We start from the raw sequence: 23,292 nt of genomic DNA, 5'->3' as shown, positions 1-23,292 counted from the left end.
TATTCTTAGTGCTTTTGTTTGACCCGATGCAGAGCGTTGTCTAAGATGACACCAATTTCTGCTAGGGGTTTAGGCTGGCACATGTCTTTGTGCCGGCAATGAATGTCGTGCTGTTCAATGGTTCCGTTGATATAAGGTGCCCATGCTTCGGGATCAATTGGTGTAAACCAATCTGGGATAATGGTAGATCTAAAGAATAATATGTCCCCATGATAAGTTTTTGGCTGATATTCTCCGAGCAATCGAACTGAATTGACATAGGTTTCCTTTAGATTTCTAATGGCATCTTCACTTAAGCTTGCTAGTGCACTGCCGTCTTTCTTCAAGATGTCGACAGCACTTTTCATCGTGAGTGGTTCACCTGTTAAGGTATCTGGATCATAACCCCCGAGTGCAAGAAGAGCGATTAGTGCTTCTTCTTCATCGGGTGCTTCTTTAATCGGTAAGAAATGGTTTGGATAGGCATCGAGCATCGCAACGAGAGCGATTTCTTCACCTTGCTGCTGGAGCTGTGTAGCCATTGCCTGTACAACGTTTCCACCAAGTGACCAGCCAAGAAGATGATAAGGGCCTTTTGGTTGAATCGTTCGGATATGCTTGATATAATCCGCAGCCATATCATCTAATGTGTACGGGTAGTCATCTTTTCTTGCAATGCCTCGTGCTTGTAATCCATAAATTGGGATGTCTTTCTCTAATGTATTCAAGAGACCTGCATAGCACCAGCTAAGGCCACCAGCTGGGTGAACACAGAAGAGAGGATATCTTTCTCCATTTGTTCGTAGCGGCAGCAGGATTTCTAGTGCGTTTTCATCACTTCCGGTTTCTAGTTTCTCTGCCAAACTTGCAACGTTTGGTGCTTCAAACAACGTTCCGATGCTTAGTTTGACACCAAGTGCATCACGAATGCGGCTGATTAAACGAACCGCAAGTAATGAGTGCCCGCCAATATCAAAAAAGCGATCGTCAATGCTGATTTTTGGCAAATCAAGCACCTCTTCAAAGAGGTGGCATAGAACTTCCTCTTTCGGGTTTCTTGGGCCGCGGCCATCCGTCTGCTGTATGTGCAATTGAGGTGCCGGAAGTGATTTTTGATCAAGCTTCCCGTTTGCTGTAAGTGGCATCGTATCAATCTGTACATAAGCCGCAGGCACCATGTAATCAGGAAGACTGGCTGACGCAAAATGGCGAAGATTCTCTGTATCGAAACGGTCTTCTTCAGTTGTGACGATGTATGCGACTAATCGTTTGTCGCCAGGCTGATCCTCTCGCATAATCACGGCAACTTGTGCAACTGCATCGTGGCGTGATAGAACGGCTTCGATTTCTCCAAGTTCAATTCTAAACCCGCGTATTTTAATTTGATGATCAGCTCTGCCAATGTAATCAAGTGCCCCTTCTTCTGTCCAGCGAGCGAGGTCGCCAGTTCGATACATCCTTGTGCCAGGTGCTCCATAAGGATCGGCAGGGAATCGATCTGATGTCAGGTCAGGCCTGCCTAGATAACCTCTTGCCAAACCAGCTCCAGCTACATACATTTCACCTGTCGTCCCAGGTGGAACAGGCTGTAGGTATTCATCTAGTACGTACACGCGTAAATCAGGAATCGGTTCGCCTATTAAGCTGCTGGATTTCTTTGCGATCATGTCTCGATTGAGTACATTGTACGTAACGTGTACGGTGGTTTCTGTAATGCCGTACATGTTAATTAGCTTTGGCTTGCAGTCTGAGTGACGGCTGTACCAATCTTCTAATCTGCTAAGCTCTAATGCTTCACCGCCAAAGATGACATAGCGGAGTGATAATGCTTGACCAAGTGTTTGTTGTTCCTTGTCTATCTGCATGAGCTGATAGAAGGCAGAAGGTGTTTGATTAAGCACAGTCACACCTTCATCGACTAGAAGCTGCAGCATCTCTTCTGGAGAACGAGAGATGGTATGAGGAACAATGACAAGCCGACCGCCATATAAAAGGGGTCCCCATATTTCCCAAACTGAAAAGTCAAAGGCATACGAATGGAACATTGTCCAAACATCCTCTTCATCGAAATGGAACCAATGTTCAGTAGATGTCAGAAGACGGATGACATTTTGGTGTGGGATGACCACTCCTTTTGGTTTTCCTGTAGATCCGGATGTATAAATAATATAGGCCGGATGCAGAGGAGATAGCGGCTCAAGTCTGTCTATATCAGCCGGATTGTGATTTGGCGTCATCTGTAATTGATCATTTGTTTCTTTTTCGTCTAACAAAATCAAATCGCAATCAGCAGGGAGATGCAATGCAGCTGCTTTTGTTGTGATGCTGCAAACTGGTTTGGCATCTTGTATCATGTATGCCAGCCTGTCTACTGGATAATCAGGATCAAGCGGAACATAGGCTGCGCCTGCTTTATGAACGGCTAATAGGCTGACGAGCATATCGATTGATCTAGGCAGGGCAAGTGCAACGAACTGTTCTGGTCCAACGCCTCTTTCTATTAATAAATGAGCAAGACGATTGGCTTTGTTGTTTAACTCTTCATAGGTAAGCTGCCTCTTGCCATCCGTTACTGCCACTTGATCAGGATATTGCTGCACCGTTTTTTCAAATAAGGTCGGGAGACGATGTGCTTGGTCTAACTGAGCAAATGTCTTTTTGTCAGGTAGAAATGTTTGCCGCTCTTTATCTGTTAAAATGTTCACTTGACCAATCGGCAGATGTGGGCGCTCAACTACCTCTGTTAAAAAGCGCTTCATTCTGGCAGCGATTGCTTGAATGGTACTTTGTTTAAATACATCTGTGCTGAATTCAAACAATCCTGTTAATCCTGCTGCTGAACCAGTTTCAGTTCTTTGTTCTGTTAATTCGATGGTCAGATCAAATTTAGCTGATCCTACTGGTTTCACGTAGAGGTCTGAGTCAAGTTGTGTCAGCTTCATTTCCGCCTTCGGTGTATTTTGGAAGGCAAGCATGACCTGGAACAATGGATTGCGTGACCTGGAGCGGGTTGGATTTAGAATTTCCACTAACCGTTCAAATGGCAGATCCTGATGCTCATAGGCTGCTAAGTCAACGTCTCGCACTCGCTTCAATAGCTCACTAAAGGTTGGATTACCAGCTGTATTTGTACGTAATACTAGTGTATTCACAAACAATCCCACAATGTCGTCAAGTGCATCGTCATTCCGCCCAGCAATTGGACTGCCAATAGGGATATCTGTTCCCGCCCCAAGACGTGTCAGTAATGTTGCAAGTGATGCTTGAAGCACCATGAACAAGCTCACCTGATGCTGCTTTGCAAGTTCAAGGAGCAGCTGGTGTAAAGCGGGCTCAATCGTAAAGTCGATCGTAGCACCGTTGAAGCTTCCTTCCTGTGGACGCGGGTAGTCATAGGGAAGCTCCAGTTCTTCAGGCAGGTCATGTAAGGCACCTGTCCAATAGGTAAGCTGCTTGGCAAATAGACTATCCGTCTCTTCTTCACTGCCCAACAGCTTCTGCTGCCAAATAGCATAGTCAGCATATTGAACAGGTTCGGCTGGCAAGGAGATTGATTTTCCTTGTATACGGGCTTCGTAAGCAGCAGCTAAGTCTCGTGTCAATGGTGCAAGTGACCAGCCGTCACCAGCGATATGATGCAGCAATAGAAGCAGCACGGATCGATTTGCATCAAGTATGAATAATTCAGCTCGAAGTGCAGGTTCTTCTTCAATATTAAAGCTATAGCGAATGGCTTCGTTTAACTGATGATCAATTTGTTGATCACTTGAACCTGTGACGTGGAGTTCAGGCTGAACACTTTTCGGGTGTAAAATAACCTGTCTTGGCATGCCGTTCTTATTTGGAAAGATGGTTCTAAGGGTTTCATGTTTTTCAGTGATATCTGCTAAAGCACCAATGAGAGCTTTTTGATCTAATGTACCTGTCAGCTGAATGACAAGTGGAATATTGTAAGTTGGACTTGGCCCTTCAAGGCAATGAAGGAACCAGAGCCGTTTCTGAGCAAAGGATAACGGAATCTCATCTGGCCTTTTTTCTACCTGAAGCGGCGGCCGAATGTCCTTTGCTTTATCTAAGTGCTGTGCAAGCTCAGCGACTCGAGGTGATTCAAAAATGGTGCTCATGCTTAGGTCTGCACCGAATGTATCGCGTATACGTCGAAGCAGACGAGCGGCAAGTAAAGAATGTCCGCCTAAATCAAAGAAACTATCATCTATGCCAATTTGAGATACGCCAAGGGTTTCTGCAAATAAACTACATAACATGTCTTCTTGGGGTGTTCTAGGTGTACGCTCAGAACTAACTAAAGACATATTTGGCACTGGCAATGCTTTGCGATCGATTTTGCCGTTTGGTGTAAGTGGCAGTTCCGGCAAAAAGACAACAGCAGAAGGTACCATGTAGTCTGGAAGTAACGCAGCCACAAACTGCCTAAGCTCTGAAGGGTGAAGAGAAGAGTCGTCTGTCAGCACAACATACGCACAAAGCAGCTGTTGTCCAGGTTGATCCTCCCGAACGATAACGGACGTATGCTTTATGGCTGGGTGCTGCATAATGACTGTCTCAATTTCACCTAGTTCAATACGGAAGCCGCGAATTTTAATTTGATGATCAGCACGGCTAATATAATCAATCGAGCCATTCTCACGCCATCTGGCTAAATCACCAGTGCGATACATTCTCTTGCCTTTTGTGCCGAATGGATCAGCGACAAATCGTTCAGCCGTTAAGTCATAACGTCCAAGATATCCTCTGGATACTCCTTCACCTGCGATATAAAGTTCACCGATTGATCCTGCTGGGACTGGGTTTAGTCCTTCATCTAAAATGTAAATGCTCGTATTCCAAATGGGTTTGCCAATCGCCGGTCCACTATTCTCTCGATGTGCTGTGACATTTTCCATGGTAGACCAGATCGTCGTTTCTGTAGGTCCGTACAAATTGGTAATGTCGCATTGAAGAGATTGTAATGTGTGCAAAAGGGAGGCAGGGAGTGCTTCTCCTCCAACAAGAACACGCATACCTGTTATCACGTCAGGGTAATCATCTGCTAACGCATGCCACAACGTTGGTGTTGCCTGCATGATTGTGACATGATGAGAACGAATCATGTCTGAAAGCTTTGCTGGTTCTTGTATCGTTTCTTTTTTTGCCAATAATATAGCGGCACCATGTAAAAGCGGGAGGAACATTTCTAGCCCGGAAATATCAAAGGCAATGGTCGTTACCGCTAAAAGCTGGTCCCCTTGATCTAATAAAAATGAATCTTGCATGGACAATATAAAGTTGATCACATTTCGTTTTGTTACAACAACACCCTTAGGCTTCCCTGTCGATCCTGACGTGTAGAGGATGTAAGCCGGGTGATGCGGGGAGCCTTCGCTCCAGGTCGGATTGAGATGCGGACTGTCTGCTATCTCCTGATGAACAATTGAATCATCCAGTTGAACGATGTGCGGATGCTCCAAACCGTCTGCTGTCTCTTTGACTGTGAGCAAGCACGCCGGTTTGGCATCTTCTAGCATATAGGTGACACGATCGTTAGGGTAATCAGGGTCTAGTGGCAGATATGCGGCTCCTGTCTTGATAACGGCTAATAGACTTACGACCATATCGATGGACCGAGGCAGAGCCATTGCGACAAATTGTTCTGGTCCAATGCCGCGCTTTTTCAAATAATGAGCCAATTGATTTGCCCGCTGATTCAACTCTTCGTATGTCAAAGTGATTTCTTCAAACTGTAATGCTTTTGCTTGTGGTGTTTTGCTGACTTGTTTTTCAAATAGTTCCCGTAAAGATTCTTTTGGTAATTCTCGTTTTGTATCATTCCAGTGCTTGAGAATGTTCTCTTTTTCTTCAGACAAAAGAAGGCTAAATTGACTGATTGTCTGATCTTGCTCTAGTCCGGTTATTTCCTCCAGCAATTGAAGAAAACGCTGCTGATGAGCGTCAATTGTTTGCTCTTTGTAAACGGCAGGGTTTGCATCAAAGTCGATTTGAAATCCGTTCCCATCTGCGCGGTCGTATATGTTGATCGATATATCATCTACGGGTCCTGCTGAAAGATTATGTGCTTGACCAATGCTCTGATCGAACTTGAGATCATAATCAAATGGCATGATATTGATCTGCGGGCCGAATAATCGTTGATTTCTTCCGATGAGTTTAAAGTCTCTCCGCATGTCTTCATGACGATATCTTTGATGAGGACGAATGGCTTTCAGTTCATCAGATACTTGGTGAACAAGTGCTGAGAGCGTCATTTCTGGTTTGCATGTTAAACGAAGCGGTACCAGGTTCATGACCATTCCGGGTGTTTGCAAGGCGCAAGATCCAAGGCGCATCATAACAGGTAATCCTAAAACAATATCATGTGCACCCGTCATACGATGCATATATAGAGCGGATGCCGCAAGAATCATTTCATGCCACGTACCACCGAAAAATTGAGCATTTTTTTTCATTTTGCTTACCTTTTCGGCATCGCATCTAGCCGTTTTGCGGATAAAATGATCCGACGTTCTTGGGGCAAGCTCAGCAAGACTGACAATTTCAGGTTGATCAGCAAAGCGATTTTTCCAAAAAACTCGATCATCTTCATACCGATTGGACTGTTGATAGGTGATCTCCTCTTGGACTACGTCAAGTAAGGCTCCAAATGTTTGAGGAGGCACAGAGGTCCCTTTCGATATGGCTGAATAGACCTCAGCAACACGACGTGCAATGAGCGAAAAGGCGAATCCATCAATGGCAATGTGATGAATGCGCTGATACCAGATAAAACGGTCGTCAGCAAGTTGAAAAAGTACTTCACAGAATAATACATCTTTCTCTAAAGAGGCTGGTGTTGCAAGGTCTGTCTTCATCCATGCTTTAGCCGCATCAAGCGGCTGTTTTTCATTTTGTAAATTGATATATTGAAATGGAATCTCTTTCTTAGATATCAACCATTGCTTTGGACCGTCAGTATCCTCAACGAAGCGCATATACAAGGAATCTGCTTCTAAGACAGTCTTTCTAATGGCTGCTTCAAAGTGTACGGGATCAATTGGACCTTTAATATCTATATACTCAGCTGTATTGAAAATAGGATTAGATGGATCAAGCTGCTGCGCATACCAAATGCCTGATTGGGCACCGGTTAGTGGGAATGAATCGACTGACTGGATCGACAAGGGTCTATACCTCCTTTACAAGTAATCGATATTTGGGATAGATGGCTGTTTTTCTGGGAAAAGAAGAGCTCGCCAAGACGTGAGCGTTGGATTAGCTGCAAGCTCAACGAAATTGACTGTCGCTCCTTGCTGTCTCCACTTTTCCGCTAGGCTCATCATTCTAATTGAATCAAGGCCAAGGTAGACGAGATTCTCATCAAGCGGTATTTCATTTGGATTGATTTGGAGATACTCAGCTACTTGGTGAACGATGGCATCAAAGGATAGGTCATCTTCTGCTTCCTGTCCTGTTAAACGACGAATGATTTGGCTTGTCGTTGTGGTCACCGCACAGCGTTCAGCTGCATAGGTCATTGCCATTTTGTGATGTTTAAGTGAAAAGTCAGCGACGGCATCGGCGACAAAAAAGGTTTCAATATCGAGCATGAATGCTTCTGCGGCTGTTAGCATACAGCCAATATGTGCATACACGCCAGTAATGATCAGTTGATCACGTCCGCCTTCGTGAAGAATATCTAAAAAGTTGGATTTTTTGAATGCGCTATAACGCCATTTTGTCAGCATTGTATCTGCTTCAGATGGAGCAAGCTGATCAATGATTTTTGTCAATGCTTCATCATCACCAAGTCCAGGCCCCCAAAAATCTGTTAATAAGGCACGATCCTTCGGGTCTTGATCACCAGGTTGAGCTGTATAGACGACTGGAATGCCGAGTTCTTTGCATGTATCACGTAATTGTTCAATATGCTGCACTAACTCTGTGATCGGTGATGTATCTTGTTGAAATGCATTTAAAAAATATTGCTGCATGTCATGTATCAGCAGGACAGCCCGTTTCGGATCAGGGATCCAGTTCACTTTATTTTCGGGTAAATCTTGTATGCTTGGCATTGGATACGCAGGAATAGTAGGGATTGCCATGGTTTTCACTCCTCTTTTTTTATACGTTGGCAGTATGGATTGAAGCTAATTCTCTTAATGCTTTTTTGCTGACTTTGCCTACACCTGTTTGTGGGAACGCATCGATCCATTCAATGCGGTCGGGAATTTTATAGGCAGCGAGCCCGCGTTCTCTTAGAAATGACTTTAAGGCGTGTGGTGCTGGCTTGTTGTTTCCTTTCGCAATAACAAAGGCACATGAGCGTTCGCCAAGAAACGGATCTGGCATGGACACCATGGCGGCATCATGAATGTCAGGATGCGCAAGTAAATGATTTTCAACTTCTTCAGCGGCAACCTTTTCGCCGCCACGATTGATTTGATCCTTGTCTCTGCCTTCTACTACCACATTTCCTTCTTTTGTTAATCGCACGATGTCACCTGTTCTGTAAAAGCCATCGGGTGTAAATGCTTTCTTGTTTTGTTCATCGGCTTTATAGTAGCCGCGAATCGTATAAGGTCCTCTTGTTAAAAGGTGTCCAGCCACTTCATTCGGGACGGGCTTGTCCTCATCATCTACCACTAGTACCTCATCATATTCAGACATCGGGCGTCCTTGTGTGTGAATAATGACATGTTCAGGATCATTCAATCTGGTATAGTTGACCAGACCTTCTGCCATGCCAAAAACTTGCTGTAACTTACACCCAAGGGCAGGCATCACTCGTTTTGCTGCCTCGGCGCTTAATTTAGCACCACCGACTTGTAAGACCTCAAGACTCGATAAGTCATCTGATCGATGTGGAGCGGCTTCTAGCCAGATCAATGCAATAGGCGGAACGACTGCGGTAATTGTTGCCCGTTCTTTTTCAATGAGTGGAAAGACGACATCAGGACTTGATCCAGGTGCAAGAACGACTCTTCCACCTGCGTATAACGTCCCAAGGACTCCAGGCGAGCTTAATGGATAGTTGTGCGCAACTGGAAGTGTAGCTAAATACACACTATCTTTTGTGAGCTCGCACACCTCATTGCTTTTCCAAAGACTATACATATAGTCATCATGTGTACGAGGTATGAGCTTAGAAAGGCCTGTGCTGCCTCCTGATAACTGAAGAAATGCAATATCGCTTGCCTCTACATGAATTTGAGGATCAAGTGCTGGGTCCTTGCGCAGATCATCCAAGTCAAGGAACTCCTCAGCCTTCCCTGCAACAATGACATGAGGGAATGAGGGAAGCTTTTCTTTCACTTGACGTGCGAGTGATCGATAATCAAAGCCATCATGGATATCTGGTATGACATATGCGTCTGCTTCGGCAAACTCAATAAAATAAGTGATTTCGCTGCTTCTATGAGATGGCAGTGAGAAGACGGGTAAAGCACCGATTCGAAATAAAGCGAAAATGACTTCAAAAAAAGCAGGAATGTTAGGAAGCTGCACGACAACTCGACTGCCCTTTTGAATTCCAAGCTGATGGAAACCGGCGGCAAGACTGCTGACGCGCTCATCAAGTTCTTGGTAGCTCATGTGCGTATCAGCGTATGTAATCGCAGTTTTATTCCTTAACGATACGGCGCGTTCACGAAGCATACCGCCAAAGGTTTCTCCACGCCAACAGCCGTTTTCACGGTAGCGTTTTGCAAATTCTTCTGGCCATGTAGGTGGTTGAACAAACATGTTTTTGTCATCTCCTATGTATTTTTATAGCTGATGGATGCCCATCGCACGAAGCATCGTGTTAAACTTTGCAGATGTTTCGGCTAGCTCTTCTTCTGCCTTAGATCCTTTGACCACTCCTGCACCAGCAAAGAGGCGAAGGGATTGACCCTCAGCTTCTGCACAACGAATGGTGACAATCCAATCACCATCACCATTTGCATCTGCCCAGCCGATCATTCCTGTGAAAAATCCTCGATCGAAGGGTTCAATCGCTTGGATTGCTTCACGTGCATCTGCTGTAGGTGTTCCGCATACTGCGGGTGTTGGATGAAGGCTCAGCGCTAAATCAATTGAGGATACACTGGAATCTGCTAATTCACCTTTTACGACAGTAGATAAATGCCACATCGTTTCTGTTTGTATGACGGATGGTGATACAGGCACATCTAACTTACTACAGTAAGGAGTAAGCGCTTTAGTGACAGCGTCGACAACCACTGCATGCTCGTGTAAATCCTTCGCTGAAGTAAGGAGTTCATCGTGACGGCGCTGGTCTTCTACTGGATTTGAACTACGCGGCCGAGAACCAGCGAGTGGATTGGAAATCACAGATGAACCCGTTTTTGAAAGAAGCAACTCAGGACTTGCCCCAAGAAGTGTGCGCTTTTGGGGAGATTTCGGATCAGCTACATTTGCAGCAAACGTATAGCCAGTCGTATTGTGACGAGCCAGCCGTTCGAGTATTGCTTTCGTATGAATGTCTTGATTTGATTTGAGATGGAGAGATCGAGAAATGACGATTTTGCTAAGCTCTCCTTTTTCAATTTTAGCTAACCCTTCGTTCACACCATTCATGTAGACTTCAGGAGAAGGGACAGGTGTCACCTCATAGGATGGCGATGTCACTTCCGATTCCTCATCACCTTGATGAAATTCAAGTGGATCACTAAACTGTACATGGATTGGCACATTTAAACGAACGGGTTGCGCCGGATCAAACGGAACAGCACCAGCAATAATTGGTGATTGAATACCAGCTTGTTTGGCAGTGTCAAATACGTGCGCTACCCTTGTGGAGAGTTCACTGAGCTGATTGGTTTCAATATGCTGGAAAATTCCTTCTGCAAGTATTGTACGTTTAGGGGAAGCAAGGAAAAAAGCGCCTGGCTGATAGTCTTGAATCAACTGTACTTTTTCTTCTGACGGCAATAATGAATGTTTCATGAAAAGGCCTCCTTTTTGATGAAATGCTAGATTCCGAGTGTTGCGCCACCATCAATCGTGAGATTCTGCATCGTAATATGACTGGATTGTTCAGATGCAAAGAAGATGACTGCATCAGCGATGTTTTGAGGATCAGCGATTTTTTGTAATGGAATACCGGTTTTATACGTCTCTAATGACCCTTTGATCACATGGTCTGCTCCTTGTTCATCAGACCATAAAGCCCATTGCATAGGTGTTGCGGTAGAGCCAGGAGAGACAACATTGCATCTGATTCCATAGTCTGCCAGCTCTAATCCAAGCGTTTTTGTAAAGGAAGTAGCTGCTGCCTTTGAAGCGGCATAGGCAGCCATATTCATTCTAGGAATGGCACCTGCGTTAGAGCTGACGGTCACAATGACACCTGCTGATCTTTTCATCATGTATTTGGAGACAGCTTGTGAAACATAAAAGACACCATGTGTGTTGACTGCGAAGGTTTGTTGCCAGTCATCTGCACTAAGCTGGTCAATAGAACTGATTCGAAGAATGCCTGCTACATTGACTAGTAAATAAATGGGTCCAAGCTGTTTTTCAATTTGATTGACAATGTGCTGAACAGATGCTTGATCGGTAATGTCACCTGAATAGGCAAAGGCACGTAAGCCTTCATCATTCATTTGATGGACGGTGCTTTGAAGCTGATCTTCATTTGCGTCAACTACTGCAATGATCGCACCTTCATCGGCTAGTCTTTTTGCGACTGCTTGTCCGATACCTTGCCCTGCGCCTGTGACAAGGGCAATCTTTTGAGATAGACCACTATGTTTCATACGTTCACTACCTTTCTTTCATGTCTGTGGTTGTTAAAAGATCATCATGATAGAGCGCAAAACGAAAAGCGTAATTCATCAGCACCGGTAAAACGGACGTATGCCCTTCTTCAGGGAACTCGTGATAGGCCGTATGTAAGCCATATGAGGATAAAGGCAGCATCCGATTTGCTAGTGACTTTGCATGAGCATTCATTTGACATGGATGATGTTTTTCTAACTCACCTACACCTACAAGCAGCCTGACATTCATAGGCACCTGACGTATGCGGTTGGTAAATTGGTGTTCTTTTTCTAGAAATAATTTTTTGTTCCAGTGGATAGAAGGACTGCCTGCAATATATGTCTGATAAGCATCAGGGTGCTCAAATAGTGTGTGTAATACAAAAAGACCGCCAAGAGAATGCCCAAACAGTGTTTGGCGACTCTTGTTGATCGGAAAGCGTTGCTCGATATAAGGCTTTATAGTCTCTTCTAAAAAAGAAAAGAAAGCAGAGGCCCCGCCATATGTATGGATGGAGAAGTCTTTTCTTTTGCCCCCGATGGAAGCGTCAGGGCTGGTAAGAGTGAGATCATAATGCCTGAGTGGATGATAGGGCGCTTCTGTCTGATAGCCAATTCCAACAATGATGGCAGGTACAACACCTGTTTTTTCAGGTCTTCTTGACTGTAAACGAATGGCTTCGACCATTGTGCCAAAAAGTGAATTCCCATCAAGCACGTACATGACTGGAAAACCAGCCGCTGGAGGAGTAGTATTCGGTTTAAATATAAAAAGTCTGTATGGGTGTGCTGTGATATCTAGTTGCTCCGTCCCAGGTATAAAAAAAGGACGGCTTTCTCCGAAAAATGAATCCTCAGTACCCATTCCTTCAGGGCGTTTGGACATATGTGACAAATCTCCTTCCTCAAATTCGACTCTCATACGATGATAAAAGCAGGCTTGTAGCTATTGGATGAGTGTAGTACTTGAAGAATGGCTTCTCCAAATGAAAATGATTCTCAACTATCCGCAAGCAAAACAAATGATAATGGTTATCAATTATGAAGTCAAATGTTCATCAAGTTGTGTACTTGGTTTTTTTATTCTAATATTCAGAAAATAAAGGACTAACTCACTAACAAATGATTTGAAATAGGGAATATCGGACCTTGCCATTTAAAAATAGGAGAAATGTCAAAAGACCTTGACTGCCTCGGAATTTTTACCATTTTCTTCTGTTTGATACAGGAATAAATATGGGCTTTTCTTCTTGAAATGATTTTGAGGAAAAATAAGTCTTTAGACTCATTTGTGTTTTTAGGGACATTGAGGAGGATTTTGCGAAAAGTAGATGGTCTCATATCTCAAAACTGATTCAATAGTATGCACAGCTTTTTACTAGTGGCGAATGATAACAATTAAAAAAAGTAAGGGATGTACCCTTACTTTTTAATTCTGTAAACACCATTCAATTAGAATCCATCTGTGACATCATATTCGTAACGGATATCGGCTTTGACATTGCTCATAGTAGATCTCGCTGTAGCCTTTGCGTTGTACTTAAAGCTCCATTTTTGCGCGACTTTTAATTGATCTTCAAGAGAAATACGGTAAGAACCACTTGTTGCAGATGAAAAAACAGATTCGTTCCAAATTTTGTTTTCATCAGCCATCAGCTTGTGTGTGACATTTCCTTGGTTAGGCGATTGGGTACTCGTTGTTGAAATTGATTTAACGATTGCACTTCGGGGAATAGCCGTATGATTAGTTAAATCCATTGTAATGACAGAAGAATCAACTCCTAAAAAATTCAAAGAAGTATTCCCCAAGTTGGTAGCGGCCCCCGTAAAGTTGAATGTCCCATTTCCAGATTTAATTCGATCTTGAATGGAAACAGTAAAGTACATATTCCCTGTATATGTACCACGGGTCACTTTTACAAAATAAGTTTCTGAAGTAGAAGTAACGTCACCAGTATTAGCAAAAATAAATGGTGTAATTGAATCAGGATTTATAACCTCGGACCCTGTCATAGATTGTTTTGAATTATACACTTCTATTTTCATACCTGTATAATTCTTATCATATGAGCTTCGCACATAAACCCTTTCACCCTTATTGATCGTGAACTGATAATAAGCTTCATTTTCACCTTCAGGTAAGATTGTCGTATCTGGACGACTATATTTCCAATATCCCATTAAGCTTGCTGTGTTAGGACTGTTATTCCCCGTAATTGCTGCTTCTGCTGAATTAGGTGCAAAAAAACTAGTAACAAGCACTAATAATAATGCAGGTAATAAAAAACGTTTGAAGATAGTATTTGGCATATTTTAACCCTCCTTGTAATAATTACTATATCGGATCAAAACTAACAAATTTTAACTGAATTGCCGATATATTTAATAATCACTAATTTTTCAAAAAGGAGAATCAAAATGAATATTAATACGTCATACAGGGCAGCTACTTCAAACACTCATAAAGAAACAGATTCTAAAAACCAATCGACTATTAAAAGCACAAACGAGACGATGACCGAAGCAGATAAACGAATGAAGATACTTGATGAGAAATATCAAAAAATTAATGAACAAAATAAAAGATTCAATGATCCTCAAGACCACATATATAATAAGTATAGAAATCCATACTCCTCTTATTTCAGAAGTGATCTAACCAAGTCTGAAAGAGAAGCTGCGTACACTATGGAAATGAGTTGGGCAAGGAATAATAAGGGTGGGCAATATGACTTTAATGACGCCATCTTCCGTAACGAAAAACGGTACGATCCTACTCAAGAAAGCGTAGAAAAGAAAATATTCAATCGACAAAAGGTCAACGAACAATTGCAAGATTTATTCTCTAAAAACGGTATAACCATTCCTAAAAACACAAATTTAACTTTTACCATTGACCCAAATCATTTCAAATTAGTGGTGAGTGGATCAACAGATGAATCGCTAACCAAACAAATAGAAGACCTATTAAATACAAGCAACAATACAAGAGAATTATTTTTTCATATTATGAAAAGTAGAAATGATGATTCTACTCAATTCACGCCTGATTCTCTTGCAAAGTTCCATCTTGTGAATCAAATCAAAACGGTGACAGGCTACAATTTAAAGGATTTAAGCATTGTAAATGGTCAATTTGTAACGGATAAAGGAACGAATATTTTTGATATATACAAAGAAGATCTCCTGAAAAATCCATACACAGCAGAACATGCACGAATTGCCGCTTCACATTACGGAGCACAGCTGTTTGATCTAGCGAAAAACGGGTTTGATTCTATTCCCGATTTGGTGTTATCAATTGGTTATCAAAACGGGTCTTTGCATGATATTGGACAAAAAGAAAATTATGGAGTGAAGAAAACGATAGATTAATAACATGTGAACGGCAACAGATACAAATCCCATTAGCGGTAATGAAGGACTCTATAACAACTTATGTTACAGAGTCTTTTCTATTGAAATGCGTTAGTTGGCTGTTCAACGAAACATCCTCATGGTAATTTTGACTATAGTCGATGTTTTTCACTTTTTTATTGATGAAAATGTTAAAATGATGAGTAGCGTATTTTTTTATGAAAGGACGGTGCTTGGCATGACGGAACTTCTCGATGACCGGCTGCCGCCGCAAAATATAGAAGCCGAGCAGGCCGTATTAGGTGCTGTTTTTTTAGAACCATCTGCGCTCACGCTCGCTTCTGAGGTATTAATTCCAGAGGATTTCTATAGAATGTCGCATCAAAAGATTTACAATGCGATGCTTATACTTGGTGATAGAGGGGAACCGGTCGATCTTGTTACGGTGACTTCTGAACTGGCCAATACAGATTTACTAGAAGAGGTAGGCGGGATTTCGTATTTAACCGATATTGCGAACTCTGTCCCAACTGCCGCAAACATTGAATACTATGCAAAAATTGTAGAAGAGAAATCAATTTTAAGACGTCTGATCCGCACGGCGACAACCATTGCACAGGATGGGTACACGCGTGAAGATGAAGTAGAGGATCTGTTGAGTGATGCTGAAAAGACCATTATGGAAGTGGCGCAGCGTAAAAACTCAGGAGCCTTCCAAAACATTAAGGACGTGCTTGTTCAGACATATGATAATATTGAACAGCTTCATAACCGAAAAGGCGATATCACAGGGATTCCAACAGGTTTCTCAGAGCTTGACCGGATGACAGCTGGATTCCAGCGAAATGACTTAATCATTGTCGCGGCTCGTCCATCAGTAGGGAAAACGGCTTTCGCATTGAACATCGCACAGAATGTTGCGACCAAAACGGACGAAAGTGTCGCCATCTTTAGTTTAGAGATGGGAGCTGAGCAGCTAGTGATGCGTATGCTTTGTGCAGAAGGGAATATCAATGCACAGAACTTAAGAACCGGTAATCTGACAGAAGAGGACTGGGGCAAGCTGACAATGGCGATGGGCTCGCTATCAAATAGTGGGATTTTCATTGATGATACACCAGGAATTAGAGTAAGTGAAATTCGCTCAAAATGCCGCCGTTTGAAGCAAGAAAACGGTCTTGGCATGATCCTGATTGACTATTTACAGCTCATTCAAGGGAGCGGACGATCAAGCGATAACCGTCAGCAAGAGGTGTCTGAAATCTCTAGGGCATTGAAATCGCTGGCAAGGGAGCTTGAAGTTCCAGTTATTGCTTTGTCTCAGCTTTCACGTGGAGTAGAGCAGCGTCAGGACAAACGCCCGATGATGTCAGATATTCGTGAATCAGGAAGTATCGAGCAGGATGCCGATATCGTGGCATTCCTTTACCGTGATGATTACTATGACAAAGAATCAGAGAATAAGAACATTATTGAAATCATCATTGCCAAACAGCGTAACGGCCCAGTTGGTACTGTATCACTGGCATTCGTCAAAGAATATAACAAATTCGTCAACCTGGAAAGAAGATTTGACGATGCGGGTGTTCCGCCCGGTGCTTAAAGCCCAGCTCAAGAAGCTGGGCTTTTTTTGATCTATCTACATCGAAAGAATGATTGAAAAACGATCGAAATGAGGAGGAGAGAAAGACAGAGAAATCGTATACTAAAAAGAGAAAAGGAGTGATGACTGATGAAATTTCAACAGTTCGAAGCCGCTCAATTACGCATCGCACGCCCAACTGTCAACATGGAAGAGGTTGTTTCCTTTTATGAAGAAGGCTTAGGACTCAAACGAATAGGTTCGTTTGATCAGCATGAAGGATATGATGGAGTCATGCTGGGGCTTCCTCATCAGCATGTTCATTTAGAAATCACGAAGCATGAAGAAGAAGAAAGCCTGCCCGCCCCGCATCCAGAACAGCTTCTCGTGTTCTATATTCCAGATGCTGAGGAATTCAGGCAAATGAAAGAGAGATTGCTCTCATTTGGCGGACGGCAAGTCACCTCTACAAATCCATATTGGGAACGGGGAGGAGCAACCATTGAAGATCCAGATGGGTATCGCATTGTGCTCATGAACACAGATGGAATCACCCCCGTTTGAAAAAAAGACTCCCATGCCCGGGAGTCTATTCTGTTATGAACGAGGTGTGACACGCAGTTTCAGCTCTTTCAGTCCATACATGCTGCTGCTTGTCATCGGAACGTAAGAGAGGAGCTCTAGCGCCTCATATCGTTCTATTAAAATCTTTATAGCTGTACATGCTTCAAGACGTGCTAGTGGTGCGCCAAGACAGAAATGGATACCGTGCCCGAAACCAATATGAGGATTAGGGTGGCGGTGTATATCGTATTCATGTGCGTTTGAAAATTGACGCTCATCTCGGTTGGCAGAAGCAAGAAACACAATCACATTGTCTCCCTTTTTCAACACTTTCCCTCCAAGCTCTGTGTCTTTTGTGACGTAGCGGACGATCGCAGGAGCTGGTGCACGAAAACGGACGGCCTCTTCCACCGCACGTGGGATGAGTTCAGGTGATTGGGCGAGCGCTTCATACGCACCCGGCTGTTCTAACAAGCTGAAAATCATATTGGATATCAAGTTGGTGGTTGTTTCGTTGCCTGCTAAAAGAAGAAGATTACAGAATGGTATTAGTTCATCCGCTGACAGTTTTTCTCCATTCTCCTCCGCTTGAATGATGAGGGAAATCAAATCATCACCGAGATTGTGACGTTTCTTTTCAATGGTGTCTGCAAAAAACGCCATCATGTCAGCTTCTCCTTTGTCACGTGTTTTCTGCCATTCAGCTACATCTTCCTCGTTTTCGCTTTTAGGCATGCTGACGAGAATATCTGACCATTCTTTAAAGGATTGTTTATGCTCTGATGGCACACCTAAAAGCTCTGCAATGACAATGACAGGAAGTGGATAAGAGATGTCTTGCACTAGGTCTATCTCTTTTTTTCCTTCTATTTGTGCCATGAGTTCATCCATTAATTCTTGAATACGAGGCTCCCACAATTTCATGACTCGAGGGGTAAAGGCTTTGCTGACAATGGAGCGGATGCGAGTGTGATTGGGAGGATCCATCATCACCATTGTTTTCATCAGTGAATGCTTCCGCTGGTTTTTAGGAGGCTGACTCGAAAAGATATCTTTATCGATTGTCACACGCTTTGCTTCCTCATAGGTGAATACGCTCCACGTTCGGCTGGCTTCGTCAAAATGAACAGGTGATGTCTGGCGCATGTTGGCATACCAATCAAATGGGTGATACGGGTCCTGCTTGTTCTTTCCTCTTAATAACGTTTTTTGCACGGCACTTGGGGCTGTTGTTTCCATGATCATCACTCCTTATAGGTTGTCAGATGATTCCTTTTTTTCATTGTGTTAGATTAAAGTTAATTCATCAGCCTGGAGGATTCAACCAACAGAAAAGCGAAATCTGTTGAAGAAAATAGGAAGGGGAGAGCGGCTTGTGGCGGACTGCTACAGAGAGGATAAGCGCGCAACGGAATCAAAGCAGCAATTAAGAAAAGCATTATTTCAGTTATTAAGTGAGAAAGAATGGGGGAAGATTTCTGTACAGGATTTGACAAAAGTGGCAGGTATCCACCGCACGACCTTTTATCAACATTATGAGGATAAATTTGATCTTGCCCAGCAGGTGATGGATGAGATGTTTGATGTGATGAAATGTGCCATTTATGCGCCTGTACAAGAAGATGATTTGGAAAAAGAGCATGCGGCATATGTATATATTTTTCGATTTTATCAGCATTTGCAGGAACATGAAGAGGAGTATCAAATTCTCTTGAAACGAGGGAGAGAGCTCAATATTCATGAAACGGTTCGTGCTTTTTTTGAAGAAAGCTTTTCTTTGGGGGTAGAGGGGGTTGCAGGCTCAAAGCCCGATCCGCATCTCGTTCCTATCGACATGCAGAAGCAATTCGTCATCTCGGCTTACGTTGGAACAGCTGAATGGTGGCTGAGGACAGGGCGACCGTACTCACCTGATTTTATGGCAAGCTCGATGATTCATTTAATTGAAAATCAATAGAAAGTAAGAACAATCAAAAACGTTGGTTTTACTCAAAATCTCCCTTTTTAAGCGCTGAAGAAGTGAGTAAAGCGCTTTTTCTCATATTTAAAACGAACAAAATTTGATTTCGAGATATTAATGTTCGGATTTCACGTTGACTTTTTCGTTTTGCATTGATAAAATAAATGTGTTTGAAAGAGATAACGTTTTGAAAGGTTAACGGAGGTGCACGATATGTCTTCAGTAGTCGTAGTAGGTACGCAGTGGGGTGACGAAGGGAAAGGGAAAATTACCGATTTCCTTTCAGAAAATGCAGAGGTGATTGCCCGTTATCAAGGGGGAAACAATGCAGGTCACACGATCAAATTTGATGGAGTGACTTACAAGTTACACCTCATTCCGTCCGGTATTTTTTATCAAGAGAAAACTTGTGTCATCGGTAATGGAATGGTGGTTGATCCTAAAGCGTTGGTCACTGAGCTTGCGTATCTTCACGAACGGAATGTGAGTACAGATAACCTCAGAATCAGCAATAGAGCCCATGTGATTTTACCTTACCATTTAAAATTGGACGAGGTAGAAGAAGAGCGGAAAGGGGCTAACAAGATCGGTACGACGAAAAAAGGAATCGGACCAGCTTATATGGACAAAGCAGCTCGTATCGGTATCCGTGTCGCAGATCTATTAGATCGTGAAGTATTTGAAGAGAAGCTTGCCCGTAATCTAGAAGAGAAAAATCGTCTTTTAGAGAAAATGTACGACGCAGAAGGCTTCAAGATTGAAGATATTTTAGACGAGTATTATGAATATGGCCAGCAAGTGAAAAAATATGTCGTGGACACATCTGTTGTCTTGAATGACGCACTAGATGAAGGCCGCCGCGTGCTATTTGAAGGGGCACAAGGTGTTATGCTTGATATCGATCAAGGGACATATCCATTTGTTACGTCATCTAACCCAGTGGCTGGAGGAGTGACGATTGGTTCTGGTGTAGGACCAACAAAGATTCAACATGTGGTCGGCGTGTCAAAAGCGTACACAACACGTGTTGGAGATGGCCCATTCCCGACAGAACTCCATGATGAAATTGGTGATCAAATCCGTGAGGTTGGCCGTGAATACGGTACAACAACTGGACGCCCGCGCCGTGTTGGCTGGTTTGACAGTGTGGTTGTCCGCCATGCTCGCCGTGTGAGCGGGATTACAGATCTATCTCTTAACTCAATTGATGTATTGACAGGGATTGAAACATTGAAAATCTGTGTCGCTTATAAATTGAACGGAGAAATCACAGAAGAATTCCCAGCAAGTCTAAAGGAACTAGCGAAATGTGAGCCTGTCTACGAAGAAATGCCAGGATGGACAGAGGATATTACAGGCGTGAAGAATTTAAGCGAACTGCCTGAAAATGCCCGTCATTATTTAGAGCGTATTTCACAATTAACAGGTATTCCACTTTCCATTTTCTCAGTCGGACCAGATCGTTCCCAAACGAACGTTGTCCGCAGCGTGTACCGTCCATAATCATAGACTGATCAAACACCAGTAAAATTGCACATTTTACTGGTGTTTTTTTGTTTAAATATTTCTTAATTTCAGTAGAACAGGCTTCCGGTCATTACCAAAATATGATAACTGTATAGGGGGAAGGAGCGTTCTAGTGAAAGAAAGAATAAGATTATTAGATATTTTAAGAGGTTTCGCCATATTAGGCACATTGGGAACGAACGTCTGGTTTTTTGCGTATGCAGGGGATACCTTTGCGACAGATCAGATTGCAGATGAATATGAGAATGGCAGTTTTCTAGAAAGCCTTGTTTCCATGTTCGTCTATGGGAAAATGCTATCGCTGCTCACGATTATGTTTGGTGTAGGGCTAGAGCTGAAATATCAGCAGGCGAAAAGAAAAAATACGCCTTGGCCGGGTACATATTTGTGGATTCTTTTATTCTTATTTATTGAAGGCTTTGTCCATTTTGCACTTGTGATGGAATATGATGTACTCATGAGTTACGCTGTCACCGGTCTGCTTGTGGCATTTATTGTACGAGGAGGGAGCAAACGAATCAAAAGAGGCATGATCTTCTCTGGAGTCATTCATCTACTTGTTCTGTCCTGTCTGATGGTGTTCGCCCTCTCTGAAATGGAAACAGCATCGTATGATCAAGGTAGTGAACCCGCGCTGGAAGAGCAGCTGCCAGAGACATGGATCTTGCAAGTTCAAGAACGATTACAACACTTTTTCATGTACCGGGTGGAAGCGATCTTTATCATTCCAATGAACACATTTTTGTTTTTATTAGGTGTGCGGATGATGAGAGCCGGTGTATTTTATGCAAATGAATGCGGGCAGTCTCTACGGAAAAGATTATTTCGAATCGGTCTATGGGTGGGGTTGCCGCTGAATGCACTTGTCTTCGTTCCGAACGAACTAGTGGAATTCGTGGTTCGCTATGCGTTTTCGCCATTCCTTTCTCTTTTCTATATCGCTATTATTGCGAAGCTCCTGGCTCACACAGAGTCATGGTTCATGTGGAATTGGTTCGTATATGTAGGGAAAATGGCGCTTAGCTGTTACATCCTGCAAAATGTCATCTGCTCGGTTCTTTTTTATAGCTGGGGATTGGGTCTTGGCGGACAAATCAACGCCCCTCTTATCGTATTGTCATGGCTGCTTATTTCTCTTCTGCAAATCGCCATATCAGCATTTTGTCTAAAGCTTTGGAGAATTGGTCCAATGGAATATATTCGTTCGCGGGCACTTCGCCGGGTGACGATGAAGAAAGCAGTATAAAGGGGAATCGTTACAATGTTTTTCAAAAAAAGTACGCAAAGAGAACAAGCGAATGCACATAAAGCAGCAGTGGCGGCATTTATTTTTTATCTTCTCGCATTAGGAGGACATGCGCTGTACTCTTATGTCCAGGATGATAAACCGCCCGTCACCTTTGTCATTCTCATGTCGGGTCTTCTTGTGTTTTTTGCCGCAGACCGGTTATATCATAAAAGGAATTCATAAAAAAAGCCCTCGTCTTGAGGGCTTTTTTCTTATTTCACGCTTTTATATTGACCTTTTAAGTTTTTGCGGATGTACTGAATGATTTTGCGCAGTTCGTTGGCATGCGGTCTGCCAAACGGACTTGTTTGTCTTTGCTGATAGAGGACTTGGCCCTTTTCGTTTAGTAAGAAATAGGCAGGTTCCCCGTGTACTCCGTGATCTTCATAAGGAGCATCTTCTCCATGATAGTGGACTTCATATGCTTTTATGGAAGTGAGGTCTTTGTCAGACATGATTGGGAAGGATAGTCCTTCTTTATCCGCAAATTCCTTCAAGTCATCAGAATGATCCGTTGAAATCGCCATTAAGTGGATATCCTTGTCTTGAAAGTATGATTGCTGCTGTTCAAGCTCTTTCAATTCTTCTACACATACCGGGCACCATGAGCCTCTAAAGAAGATGATGAGGTGCCAGCTTTGATGCTCCTCTAAATGTTTGTGAAAATCAATATGTTCGCCCTGAATGGTTGGGAGTGAAAAATTGGGCATTTTATCTCCTAATTTGAATGAACTCATACTGCTTCCTCCTTTTTCAATCACAATGTCACTTGTTTCATGTATAACCAATTTCGGGCGGTCTAAAACGTTTCTATGTGCTTGAATAGGCAGAGGTCGTGAAAAGAGGCAGTGAAAATGAAGGCGGTTGCAAGTAGAAGGGATTTGGCAGGAGATTTCAAATCCGACACTTTTTTTAAAAAAATGTCGAAAAACGTATTGCCATATGTAATTACTCTATGATATTATAAATCTCGTTGTTGCAAAGGTCTCTGAAACTTGTTAGGATGCGATGTTCCAGCTTTTTTAAAGCGATTGGTTTGACGCAGTACAACTTCTTCAGAATTACTTTTCACAAACCGAGAGCCATTAGCTCAGTTGGTAGAGCATCTGACTTTTAATCAGAGGGTCGAAGGTTCGAGTCCTTCATGGCTCACCATGTATTGGCCCGTTGGTCAAGCGGTTAAGACACCGCCCTTTCACGGCGGTAACACGGGTTCGAATCCCGTACGGGTCATTGATTTACTTTAGCGTTAAGCTAATTTTTCCTCACTTGCTTGGAA

At 43.0% G+C, this 23,292-nt stretch carries 16 protein-coding genes and 2 tRNA genes; 9 read left to right on the top strand and 9 right to left on the bottom strand.

The window, feature by feature from the left end; translation table 11 throughout:
• Positions 1-5 precede the first annotated feature (5 nt).
• The 7 genes from MHH68_RS18555 to MHH68_RS18525 all read right to left on the bottom strand — a co-directional run bounded on the left by MHH68_RS18555 (position 6) and on the right by MHH68_RS18525 (position 14,045).
• Positions 6-7,154 carry an amino acid adenylation domain-containing protein gene (locus MHH68_RS18555; RefSeq protein ID WP_339164638.1) on the bottom strand — a complete coding sequence of 2,383 codons (7,149 nt, stop codon included), beginning with the start codon at positions 7,152-7,154 and terminating at the stop codon, positions 6-8.
• Positions 7,155-7,169: 15 nt separating this feature from the next.
• The gene (locus MHH68_RS18550) at positions 7,170-8,075 is read right to left on the bottom strand and encodes an isochorismatase family protein (protein ID WP_339164636.1); all 906 of its coding nucleotides are present in this window, start codon (positions 8,073-8,075) and stop codon (positions 7,170-7,172) included.
• Between the two features lie 19 nt (positions 8,076-8,094).
• Complete coding sequence (locus tag MHH68_RS18545; protein WP_339164635.1) at positions 8,095-9,714, bottom strand: (2,3-dihydroxybenzoyl)adenylate synthase; 1,620 nt, start codon at positions 9,712-9,714, stop codon at positions 8,095-8,097.
• Positions 9,715-9,738: 24 nt separating this feature from the next.
• Positions 9,739-10,920, bottom strand: coding sequence for an isochorismate synthase DhbC (gene dhbC / locus MHH68_RS18540; protein ID WP_339164633.1), 1,182 nt, complete (start codon positions 10,918-10,920; stop codon positions 9,739-9,741).
• Between the two features lie 26 nt (positions 10,921-10,946).
• The gene (locus tag MHH68_RS18535) at positions 10,947-11,732 is read right to left on the bottom strand and encodes a 2,3-dihydro-2,3-dihydroxybenzoate dehydrogenase (protein ID WP_339164631.1); all 786 of its coding nucleotides are present in this window, start codon (positions 11,730-11,732) and stop codon (positions 10,947-10,949) included.
• 7 nt (positions 11,733-11,739) lie between these two features.
• The gene (locus MHH68_RS18530) at positions 11,740-12,621 is read right to left on the bottom strand and encodes an alpha/beta hydrolase-fold protein (protein WP_339164629.1); all 882 of its coding nucleotides are present in this window, start codon (positions 12,619-12,621) and stop codon (positions 11,740-11,742) included.
• A 566-nt stretch (positions 12,622-13,187) separates the two neighbouring features.
• Positions 13,188-14,045 carry a hypothetical protein gene (locus tag MHH68_RS18525; RefSeq protein ID WP_339164627.1) on the bottom strand — a complete coding sequence of 286 codons (858 nt, stop codon included), beginning with the start codon at positions 14,043-14,045 and terminating at the stop codon, positions 13,188-13,190.
• Positions 14,046-14,153: 108 nt separating this feature from the next.
• On the opposite strand from MHH68_RS18525, the gene MHH68_RS18520 reads away from it, so the two are divergent.
• The 3 genes from MHH68_RS18520 to MHH68_RS18510 all read left to right on the top strand — a co-directional run bounded on the left by MHH68_RS18520 (position 14,154) and on the right by MHH68_RS18510 (position 17,238).
• Complete coding sequence (locus MHH68_RS18520) at positions 14,154-15,110, top strand: DUF4885 family protein (RefSeq protein ID WP_058013213.1); 957 nt, start codon at positions 14,154-14,156, stop codon at positions 15,108-15,110.
• Positions 15,111-15,330: 220 nt separating this feature from the next.
• Positions 15,331-16,695: a replicative DNA helicase gene (gene dnaB / locus MHH68_RS18515; RefSeq protein ID WP_024424034.1), complete on the top strand. Its 1,365-nt coding sequence runs from the start codon at positions 15,331-15,333 to the stop codon at positions 16,693-16,695.
• Between the two features lie 129 nt (positions 16,696-16,824).
• Complete coding sequence (locus MHH68_RS18510; protein ID WP_058013214.1) at positions 16,825-17,238, top strand: VOC family protein; 414 nt, start codon at positions 16,825-16,827, stop codon at positions 17,236-17,238.
• Between the two features lie 33 nt (positions 17,239-17,271).
• Here MHH68_RS18510 and MHH68_RS18505 read toward each other — a convergent pair whose 3' ends face one another.
• Positions 17,272-18,477: a cytochrome P450 gene (locus MHH68_RS18505; RefSeq protein WP_339164624.1), complete on the bottom strand. Its 1,206-nt coding sequence runs from the start codon at positions 18,475-18,477 to the stop codon at positions 17,272-17,274.
• A gap of 106 nt (positions 18,478-18,583) precedes the next feature.
• Here MHH68_RS18505 and MHH68_RS18500 point away from each other — a divergent pair, with 106 nt between their 5' ends.
• The 4 genes from MHH68_RS18500 to MHH68_RS18485 all read left to right on the top strand — a co-directional run bounded on the left by MHH68_RS18500 (position 18,584) and on the right by MHH68_RS18485 (position 22,196).
• The gene (locus tag MHH68_RS18500) at positions 18,584-19,195 is read left to right on the top strand and encodes a TetR/AcrR family transcriptional regulator (RefSeq protein WP_339164622.1); all 612 of its coding nucleotides are present in this window, start codon (positions 18,584-18,586) and stop codon (positions 19,193-19,195) included.
• Between the two features lie 216 nt (positions 19,196-19,411).
• Positions 19,412-20,701 (top strand): adenylosuccinate synthase, encoded by a 1,290-nt coding sequence (locus MHH68_RS18495; protein ID WP_058013217.1) that lies wholly within the window; start codon positions 19,412-19,414, stop codon positions 20,699-20,701.
• Positions 20,702-20,837: 136 nt separating this feature from the next.
• A complete protein-coding gene (locus MHH68_RS18490; protein ID WP_339164620.1) occupies positions 20,838-21,971 on the top strand; it encodes a DUF418 domain-containing protein in 1,134 nt (377 codons plus the stop codon).
• A 15-nt stretch (positions 21,972-21,986) separates the two neighbouring features.
• Complete coding sequence (locus tag MHH68_RS18485; RefSeq protein WP_058013219.1) at positions 21,987-22,196, top strand: hypothetical protein; 210 nt, start codon at positions 21,987-21,989, stop codon at positions 22,194-22,196.
• Between the two features lie 29 nt (positions 22,197-22,225).
• On the opposite strand, the gene MHH68_RS18480 is transcribed toward MHH68_RS18485, so the two are convergent.
• Positions 22,226-22,750 (bottom strand): peroxiredoxin family protein, encoded by a 525-nt coding sequence (locus tag MHH68_RS18480; protein WP_306011502.1) that lies wholly within the window; start codon positions 22,748-22,750, stop codon positions 22,226-22,228.
• Between the two features lie 342 nt (positions 22,751-23,092).
• Here MHH68_RS18480 and MHH68_RS18475 point away from each other — a divergent pair.
• Positions 23,093-23,168: transfer RNA gene (locus MHH68_RS18475), tRNA-Lys, on the top strand.
• 6 nt (positions 23,169-23,174) lie between these two features.
• A tRNA-Glu gene (locus MHH68_RS18470) sits at positions 23,175-23,246 on the top strand.
• Positions 23,247-23,292: the final 46 nt, after the last annotated feature.

The sequence above is a fragment of the Bacillus sp. FSL K6-2841 genome (assembly GCF_037976435.1).
GTDB classification, from domain to species: domain Bacteria; phylum Bacillota; class Bacilli; order Bacillales; family Bacillaceae; genus Bacillus; species Bacillus pumilus.
This window is presented reverse-complemented; position numbering and strand designations above follow the sequence as displayed.